A 9,115-nucleotide genomic window follows, 5' to 3' on the forward strand; every position below is an offset into this window, starting at 1 on the left:
GCCGATTGACGCCCGTCGAGTACGAAACCATCATGGCCCCTCACACAGCACTCGCTGCGTAAACCCCAACTGTCACCCGATCACGCAGCAGTCCCGCAACACACTGCTGTCGCGGCGGGTGGCCAACGATGAGCCGGAACTCCTCCAGCTGCTGGCCGATGTCCCGGAGATCGCCGACAGCCGGCCGGTGACGTGGGCCCTGGACATGACCGGTGGTGAGCCCGGCCTGCTGATCGCCCTTCTGGTCAACCACGGCCAGGAGCTCGTCTACATCTCCGGCCTCGCGGTCAACCGCGCGACGGACAGCTACCGTGTGGCCAGGGCAAGACCGACGCCCGGGACGCGAGGGTGATCGCCGATCAGGCACGGATGCGACGTGATCTGCAACCGATCCGGCCCGGCGACGAGGCAACCATCGAGCTGCGACTGCTGGCCGAACACCGGGTCGGCTTGGTCGCCGACCGCACGCGGACCACCAACCGACTCAAGGCCCTGCTGACCAGCATGTTCCCGCGCTGGAACGCAGTCTGCACCTCGACAACGCCGGGCCGTTGATCCTGCTGACCGGCTACCAGACACCGGCCGCGATCCGCCGCGCGGGCACCAGCCGACTGACGACCTGGCTGCGCAATCGCAAGGTCAGGGGTGCCGAGGCCCTTGCCGCCGCGGCGGTCGAGGCCGCCGAACGCCAGCACACCGCTGTCACGGGTGAGAAGGCCATCGCGAAAATGGCCCACACCCTGACGAGGGAGGTGATGGCCCTCAACGAGAAGATCTCCGAGACCGACAAGCTCATCGAGGGCCGGTTTCGTGAACACGAACTCGCCGAAGTGATCACCTCTATACCGGGTATCGGCACGGTCCTGGGCGCCGAGTTCCTCGCCGCCGTCGGCGGCAACCTGGATGCCTTCCCGACCTCTGACCGGCTGGCGTCGTTCGCCGGTGTCGCTCCGGCGCCACGGGACTCCGGCAAGGTCAGCGGCAACCTGCACCGGCCCCAGCGATACCACCGGCGCCTGCAACGGGTCTTCTACACTTCCGCGCTCATTAGTATCCAGCGCGATCCAAACTCGCGGGCGTTCTACGACAGGAAGCGCGCCGAGGGGAAACGACATGTGCAGGCCGTCCTCGCCCTCGCACGCCGACGCGTCAACGTCATCTGGGCCCTCATCCGTGACCGACGGTGCTACCACGTGACACCTCCCGTCACTCATGCCGCTTGACTTCCGGATTGGTAAGCCAGACCCGCCGAGCCTGTCCTAGATCGAGGCCAAGCAAGGCCGCGACACGGCCGATGGGATGAACTCTGATATGCATAGCTGCGCGAGGAGTCCCAAACACCGTATTGTCTGGTAAGACTCTCATCATTAGCGTGCGCAAGTAAGGTGATTGCGCTCCTAGCCCGGAGGTGCAAGAAGGTGGCGGCACGCAAGAGATTCCCAAGAGCAACGTCGCGCCAGCCCTCCCCCCGAAGAGAGGCCGCCGCCCCGAGGAGGCAAAACCTTCTCGCCTGAGCCTCGCTCAGGGCGTCACCAGCTGATCCGCACCACGCCGGGGCGGCCTCGGCGCGTTCTGAAAGTTCCCCTCTGGACACCGCTTTTCCAAACAGCGGTGAGCGCGGATGGACTGGCGGCCCTAGGTAGCCTGGGGGTCGCTTCCTCACAAAAACTCGAGATCGCCAGCGCCATGAGGGCAGCCGCGACCGTGGCCCGGTTCCCGCCAAGTTCCGCAGCAGCCGCCGACTGCCGAAGCCGAGTGGGCATCCGGGGGCAGCCAGGACCCGGCTGCGCCGCTGTCAACACCTCATCGTCGGCGCCGGAGCCAAGGAGCATGATGTCTCGACTCGGCAGCATGGGCGCGCGTCTGTACCGCGGTGAGGTCGGGTATGACTTCGTCGGCAATCGGAAGATTTGGTACGCCGTCTCCCTTCTGCTCACCGTTGTCGCATTCCTCAGCCTCGCGCTGAAGGGCCTTAACATGGGAATCGAGTTCAACGGAGGCGTCGTCCTCACCACCCCGCAATCGCCGCTCACCGTCGAAGAGGCCCGGCAAGAAGCAGAGAAGAGTGCCGACCACCCTGCAATCGTGCAGAGGCTCGGAAATGGCGGCTTGCGAATTCAGATTAGCGGCATCGACAGTACCCAGTCGAACGCGATCAGGGCCGACCTGGCCAAGAGTCTTGGCGTCGCCTCAAAAGACCTCAACGTCGACGCCGTCGGGCCGAGCTGGGGCGAGCAGATCGCCAACAAGGCGTGGATGGGCCTCGGGGTCTTCATGGTCCTCGTGGTGGTCTACCTGGCGATCGCCTTCGAGTGGCGCATGGCCGTCGCCGCACTGATCGCCCTGATCCACGACCTGACGATCACCGTGGGCATCTACGCGCTGGTGGGCTTCGAGGTCACCCCGGGCACGGTGATCGGTCTGCTGACCATCCTCGGCTACTCCCTCTACGACACCGTCGTCGTCTTCGACGGTCTGAAGGAGGCGTCGAAGGACATCACCAAGCAGACCCGCTGGACCTACAGCGAAATCGCCAACCGCAGCCTCAACAGCACCCTGGTCCGCTCCATCAACACCACGGTCGTGGCGCTGCTCCCGGTCGCTGCCCTGCTGTTCATCGGCGGCGGCATCCTCGGCGCGGGCATGCTCAACGACATCTCGCTGTCGCTGTTCGTGGGTCTCGCGGCCGGTGCCTACTCGTCAATCTTCATCGCCACGCCGCTCGTCGCCGACCTGAAGGAACGCGACCCGCAGATCAAGGCACTCAAGAAGCGTATTGCCGCGAAGAGCGTCGGCGCATCAGGCGACGGCGCAAGCTCCGCTTGAAGCAGGCCCTGCCCCGGCAGATCCCGTGGACTGACGAGCAAGATTCACCTCGTCGCGGACCGCAAATGCCGTCCGCAGTCCCTCGCGGCAGGACAGGCCGCTGACAGGCCCAAATTCGTTGCCATGCTGCAGAAAGTACGCATCCGTCTGCCCGTCGGTCGGCCCCCCGGCCCGGCCCGGCGCTGGCCGCGGACAAGGCCTACTCTTCTCGCACCAACGGTTTTAGCTGAGAAAACGGAGGGCTGAGGTAGCCATTCCGGAGAAGAAGGACAGGCCGCCAACCCGAAGAAGAGGCACAGCCGACGGCGGCCGTCCCGCACGTCACGACGCCGATTTCCACAAAGAACGGAACACCCTGAGCCTTCTCACGTGCCACGCCTGCCGCAGGATGCCCGGGTCGCCCTCGGGCCATTCGAGCTGCCGCAGGAGCCTCTTCTCGTAGTGGCCGATGGCGAGGACCAAGGCCTCGGGCACGCGCAGGACCAGTGCGGCGTCGGCGGACTTCTCCACCCCGTCGGCGAGTTCCCCGGCTACGACGAACCGACGGCCAAGCACTTCTTCCCATCCGGCTGATCCGGCCGACCCCACCGCCCTACGCTCCAGGGCCATGACCACGACCGTCACCATCCCATCCCCCCATTGAGCAGGTCCGCGCGCTCGCCGCGCTCGCCACCGCCCGCGTGCAGGAGACGACCGACCTCGGGGCCGGACGTGGATGGAAGGCACCTCCCCGACCCAGGGCCACAGCTTGGTGGCGACCCAGCACACCCGTACGCCGTCCTTGGCGAACCGCGTGGGGCGCTCGCTGATCTCGTCGACGGTGATCGCGGACAGCTGCGATTCCCCCGCCGTGCGAGCGGCGCCATCCGGCGAGGAGGCCATGACGTCGGCGCGCCAGTCTCCGTCGGGCCCGCGGACCTCCAGCTCGGCGTGATGGCCGGCGGCGCGTACGGCGGTGGCCAGCTCCAGCTTGAGCAGGTGGTGCTCCCTGTTCGGCCTCGGCGGGGCCCAGGCGCAGGGCGGTTGTGTACTTGACAATCTGGTCGTACTGCTGGCGGATCAGGTCCCAGTCGATGGTCTTGGGCGACAGCACCCGCCCAGGTGCGGCCACTTCTCGTCTTCCCCGGCCGTCGGCCGGTACAGCCGTGCCGGTAGCGCTCGATCGGCGCGACCGGCACATGCTCGTCTCGAGCACGGTCCACGACACGGTCTCCGAATCCGGCATCAGCACGCCCTGTACCCGCATGGAACCTCCCGCTCATCCGTACGGACGACGGAAGGCAGTCCCATCCAGGACGGGACGAAGGGGCCTTCACCCATACGTGCTGGTCATGATAGACACAGCCTCACGGACTCCCAGATGAGCAATGCTCGGAATCTGTGGATCGGCCCGGGTGGGGTGCCTCGCGGGATACGGAGGGCGTACCTTCCCGGGTGATCGGCTCATGGTCACCAGTAGGCCCGCGTTCGAGCGCGGGCCGGGAAGGCACGCCCGTGCTCAGCGTAGTCACCGAAGACGGCTCTGCCGGGACCGGTACCTCTCTGATCGGCGAGATCGTGCGGGAGGGCGCGAGGCGGATGCTGGCCGCCGCGCTGGAGGCGGAGGTGGAGCAGTACATAGCCGGGCTCGCCGGCCGGCGTGATGAGGCCGGCCGCCGGCTGGTGGTCCGCAGGCGGCCGGCACCGGCCCCGGGTCGGTGACCACGGCCGCCGGGCCCATCGAGGTCTCGGCACCACGCGTGAACGACAAGCGCATCGAGGAGACGAGGGGTGAACGCATCCGGTTCTCCCCGGAGATCCTCGCGCCGTGGTGCCGTAAATCCCCGGAGATCAGCGCAGTCCTGCCCCTGCTCTACCCTCCACGGCCTGTCCTCCGGCGGCTTCGTGCCCGCGCTCGGGCAGTTCCTGGGTGGCACACCCCGGCCTGCCGGCGGCGACGGTGACCCGGCTGGCCAGACAGTGGACCGCCGGGCATGCCGCCTTCCAGCGCCGTGACCTGACGGAATCCGACTGCGTCTACGTGTGAGCCGGCGGCATCCACCCCAGGATCCGGCGGCGTTGATCGACCGGGAACTGTATCTTCCTGTCTCGTGGACGGACGACCGTGAGCGGTGCCACAAGGCGGGCATCCCGGACGAGGTGGCCTTCGCGACGAAGACCGGGCACTTCAAAGCCATGCTCACCCGTGCGGTCCAGGTCGGCGTGCCGTTCGCGTGGGTCACCGCGGACGAGGCCTGCGGACAGCCGGAATCCCTGCGGTGGTGGATGGAACAGCAGGCCATCAGCCACGTGATGTGCGTGAAGACCAGCGACACCGTCATCACCCGCGACATGGGCGATCGGCCCCGGTCATTTGGAGGACACCCGACTCACCTTTGAACCGCCCACTCGGGCCTGCCGGTAAGTATGAAGCTGTAGTGGAATGCAGGTTGAGTAGCGACCTCAGAAGAAGGATGGGTTACATGCGTCGGAAAGCGCCTACGACTCTCACTGCTGCCGTACCAGTCATGGCGGTAAGCCTGCTTGTTGGCACCAATTTCTCCGCCTCGGCCGCTGAGGCGCCAGCAAGTCCTCATCGGTACTCCCTTGAGGGCGCTGCAGAAACTGGAAGAGCCCAGACTCTCGGCGATGCCGCAGTCAAGTACGCCGAGATGCAAATCGGCAAGCCGTATGTCTGGGGCGCGGAAGGCCCGAACTCTTTCGACGATTCAGGATTGACGCAGGCGGCGTGGCGGCATGTCGGCATCATGATCCCCCGCACGGCCGAAATGCAGTTCGCGACAGCGCGAAAGAAGGTCGAGGTTGAGGACCTTCAGCCGGGTGACCTGGTTTTTTTTATGGCAGTCGCAGGTGACAGACAGGACTGGCGTACCGGAATTTACGCTGGGAGCGGAAGCTTGATCCAGTCCCTCCCCCCGAGGGAGGAATGCCAGGTAACAAGGGTCAACTTCAACGCGAACGACCCCACCTATGTCGGTGCCATTCGACCATCTTAGAGCGGGCGGCAGGAAATTTTTGGAGTAGGGCCGAGTGGACATCCTCCTAGCCGTGGCAGTTGAAACTTACCTGAAAAAGATGGAAAAAGACCGTCTTTCGGCAAGCGTGGCGAAAGGCGTCCTGAGGCGCCTCGCGCAGTCTTTTCTCGGAAAGGACTTTGACGATATTAATGCGCGCGACAATCACGCTTTCTTTATGGTGAATTCGGCATAGCGAATGATAAAGCAGCCTCTACCATTGCGACTTAGCCGGACAGTGCTCCGCTCCTTCTTTCGTTACGGGCACCGCAAGGGATGGTCGTCCAGTCCGGTCATCGTGATGCGGCCACTGAATGCCGAGAGGAACGCACTAGTCAGTCTCCGTCTGAGGCAACCCTCCTTCGGCGCACTGAGGGCCTTGCTGGCCTGGAGCCCTATCGCCTCCAGGCCAGCGAAGCCGAACGGAAATCGCAGCCAGTGGTGATTCGCACGGGGGCAGCCGCGCTGAGTCCGAGGACCCCTGCGGCCTCCTGCCAAGGCTCACCCTGACCCTTGCCTGGTTCGATGCGGACCGGCATACAGAGGACCATCACTGCCCGATTGCATGCACGGTGGAGGATCACTGGCGGAGAATCGGCAGGTACATTGCCACTGTTACGCGGAGGCGAGAGGTCTTTACATTACGCAGAGCGGTGGCAGTGCTCAGCAGGGATGCAGTATGGCTGAATAGCGTAGAAATGAGGACATGCCAGTGGACAACGTTCATGGATTCCTGACCCAGGAACAGATTGAAGAGGTGATTGCTAATCACGGCGTCGAATATGCTGAGCGCATAGGAAGCGACTATGTAACGGCCATAGGGATATTTACCCGAGAGGCTGAGGATGATACCACTAGATTGCTGGCGATGAAAGATCGCCTAATCGCCGAGCTTATTATTCTGGATCGCATTGCAAGCAAGCTACGGCAGCAGCAATGACGAAAAATCCCTGCCAGTGCGAGTTTACAGCCCAAGTTAACGGGATACTGATGCCCAGGTTCACGCTTGGCCTCCAATCGGCATGTGAATATGGGTTGCGTCCCTGCGACGAACACCCTCCGTTCGCCAGTCCCGTCTCCGGCTCGTGAACAGCACGCAGTGCTTCGCTGATCTCCTCTGCGGCGACCGGGGCCTGACGGCCCGGGCCGTCACCGGAGAGTTTTCCGAAGATCAGTCGGTATCCGTTGAGAGGTGCGAGGACGGGGTGCCGGTAAGAACGCTGTCATCAGCCACAAGTAGGGGCGCCACGACCGGCGACGTGCGGCGGGTCGCGCTCGGCGACTGTGCGACATCCCGTGTTCTCCTGAGCCGCGCAGAGTTACCAACCTCGTGGCCAGGGGGTTCGCCCTCTCTGTGGTGACTCTTCGCGTCCTGACGCAAATTCGGGATTCCTGAAGCGTTTTCATTGTGTCTGAATGGTCGACGGTCAGGGTGAAGGTGAGGGGCCTCGGGTTGGCGCTGGCTGTCGTAGGGGGCCTGCGCGATGGCGGCGGTCGGCCACGGCGGAGGAGCTGGAGCAGTTCGAGACCGATGTGCGGGCGCGGGCTTCGGCGGGGCTGGCGGACGGCACGATCCGCGCGGGCACCGTGCTGCGGCGCCGCGCAGACGGCGAGTCGGTCGAGCAGAGCAGATCCAGCCCGACCTGCTGGCAAGCGCAAGGGGCCGAACCCCTCAGCGGCCAGCATCTACCGGGTGCTCGCCGAGCACGCCAAGCGCAAGGCGTACCCCGAGGCAGTCGAGCAGGCGCACGCCGACTTCGCTGCCTTCCAGGCCGGCGAAGTCCCCGGACCCGTCTGCTCCCAGGCCCAGCGTCCACTCTCACTCAGAGACCTACTTGTCACTTCGCCGTGGCTTCGGGAGAGCAGGGCCGTCAAGGCAGTCGAGCATCCCCTGCTCGGTATATCCGGCCGGCAGATCCCGCACGCCGGGACGCGCTCGACCAGCGACTGCCGCGCCTCCGCCTCACTGATCGGCGTGCCCTTCTTCCCCAGCGACAGACCTTGGCGTGCAGTTTCATGGGCATCCGTGCGCGTCCAGGCTGCGCTGCATCCGGTAGGGAGCATTGGGCGGCTCCACCCGGTGACCGGTTGGGGCCCGCGGCTGCTCCAGCTCGATGATCCGGCGCCTGGCCCGGTCCAGGGATCGGACAAGCCACGTCCCATGTCGCTCCTCCACCGTTGCTCGTCCGCATAGCAGGGGGCGGCACGGTCCGTTCGAGGGCGAACCGGGAGGGTCGGCATCGTCCATACCAGGTCGGAACCGGTACGCGCCCGCCGACCGGGCTGGCCGAGTACGAACGCCGAGGGGTTGCTGACCAACCCGGCCCGCTGGATCCAGCTGATCGGGTCGCAGCGACGGTGCCGCCGGAGGAGATGTCACAGCCAAGCGGCACCCCGCCCGTCGGGGGGCCGCTGCCCGAGCCGAACGGCCAGAGCCGGCACACCTGAACGGTGGTGCCCCGCCATTCCGGAGCCGGCCCCACCGAGTAGTCGGCAGCCTCTCGTCAGCACGTGCCGCGCGGCCAGCAGCCCACTCAGGTTCGGGGACGGGCCGTGGGGGACGGACCGTTCCGATAGACGCACCCTGAAAACTCGTCACTCGTTAAGGCAGACAGGGCGGAAGTCACTCCCTCACCCCACCAGAAACCATGTCCGACACACCCGTTACAGGCTTGCGTACATGAACGCTGATGAGGACGTACGCGGTCTAGCTGTCGAGCTTCTTCCGCGCCTACCGCTGGCCCTGCTTCGACCTCGGCCAAGCGTGGCAAGGTCGGCCAGGACCTCGCACGGCTCCGCTGGCTGGAGGAGGCCGGGCTGACCTACGTGGTCGCCGCCTCCCGGTCCGCCGACGGACGTGGGTCGCCGCCGACACGCTGCTAAACGCGCTGCTGGTCGAGTCCATCGCCGTGGCCGCCGCCAAGCGCCTGCCCACGCTCGGCTACGGCCTGCTCAAGTGTCGTACGGGCGCATCCCGTCCCATCGGTGCCCCGCATCAGTAGGAGCCGACCATCACCTTCGCTTGGGTGAAGAGCCGGGGAGTTGCTGGCTGACCTGACCCGGGGAGCTTCTGGGGGAGACGCAGAAGAGGCTGCGGCGGGGCAGGGTGCCGTCGAGGTAGGCGAAGGAAAGCAGGCGCAGTATGAGCAATGCTCAGAACCTGTGGATCGGCCCGGGGGTGGGTGCCTCGTGGGATGTGGAGGGCGTACCTTCCCGGGTGATCGACTCATGGTCACCGAGTAGGCCCGCGTTGTAGCGCGGGCTGGGAAGGCACG

At 65.5% G+C, this 9,115-nt stretch carries 5 protein-coding genes and 3 pseudogenes; 7 read left to right on the plus strand and 1 reads right to left on the minus strand.

Translation table 11 applies throughout. The annotated features are described in order from the left end of the window. Nucleotides 1–97: 97 nt before the first annotated feature. Both AC07DW_RS32270 and secF read left to right on the plus strand, forming a co-directional pair. Nucleotides 98–1,223, plus strand: a pseudogene (locus AC07DW_RS32270) (IS110 family RNA-guided transposase); the annotation flags it as partial. A gap of 610 nt (nucleotides 1,224–1,833) precedes the next feature. After that, nucleotides 1,834–2,826, plus strand: a complete 993-nt coding sequence (secF, locus tag AC07DW_RS32275) for a protein translocase subunit SecF (protein WP_478861209.1) — start codon at nucleotides 1,834–1,836, stop codon at nucleotides 2,824–2,826. Nucleotides 2,827–3,147: 321 nt separating this feature from the next. Here secF and AC07DW_RS32280 read toward each other — a convergent pair whose 3' ends face one another. Beyond that, nucleotides 3,148–3,864 (minus strand): competence protein CoiA family protein, encoded by a 717-nt coding sequence (locus tag AC07DW_RS32280; protein WP_478861205.1) that lies wholly within the window; start codon nucleotides 3,862–3,864, stop codon nucleotides 3,148–3,150. Between the two features lie 456 nt (nucleotides 3,865–4,320). Here AC07DW_RS32280 and AC07DW_RS32285 point away from each other — a divergent pair. The 5 genes and pseudogenes from AC07DW_RS32285 to AC07DW_RS32305 form a co-directional block, all read left to right on the plus strand. Continuing rightward, nucleotides 4,321–4,849: pseudogene (locus AC07DW_RS32285) on the plus strand (transposase); the annotation flags it as partial. Between the two features lie 32 nt (nucleotides 4,850–4,881). Continuing rightward, nucleotides 4,882–5,166, plus strand: a pseudogene (locus AC07DW_RS32290) (transposase); the annotation flags it as partial. A 167-nt stretch (nucleotides 5,167–5,333) separates the two neighbouring features. Further along, nucleotides 5,334–5,822, plus strand: a complete 489-nt coding sequence (locus tag AC07DW_RS32295) for a C40 family peptidase (RefSeq protein ID WP_478861206.1) — start codon at nucleotides 5,334–5,336, stop codon at nucleotides 5,820–5,822. A gap of 52 nt (nucleotides 5,823–5,874) precedes the next feature. Beyond that, nucleotides 5,875–6,036 carry a hypothetical protein gene (locus AC07DW_RS32300; protein WP_478861207.1) on the plus strand — a complete coding sequence of 54 codons (162 nt, stop codon included), beginning with the start codon at nucleotides 5,875–5,877 and terminating at the stop codon, nucleotides 6,034–6,036. A gap of 510 nt (nucleotides 6,037–6,546) precedes the next feature. Further along, nucleotides 6,547–6,780: a hypothetical protein gene (locus AC07DW_RS32305; RefSeq protein WP_478861208.1), complete on the plus strand. Its 234-nt coding sequence runs from the start codon at nucleotides 6,547–6,549 to the stop codon at nucleotides 6,778–6,780. Nucleotides 6,781–9,115 lie beyond the last annotated feature (2,335 nt).

Source organism: Streptomyces sp. NPDC045701 (assembly GCF_056432045.1).

What these genes read in the sequence shown, in the direction of transcription:
- secF (WP_478861209.1), top strand. Translation starts at nt 1,834, where the DNA reads ATGTCTCGACTCGGCAGCATGGGCGCGCGTCTGTACCGCGGTGAGGTC.
- AC07DW_RS32295 (WP_478861206.1), top strand. Translation starts at nt 5,334, where the DNA reads ATGGCGGTAAGCCTGCTTGTTGGCACCAATTTCTCCGCCTCGGCCGCT.
- AC07DW_RS32305 (WP_478861208.1), top strand. Translation starts at nt 6,547, where the DNA reads ATGCCAGTGGACAACGTTCATGGATTCCTGACCCAGGAACAGATTGAA.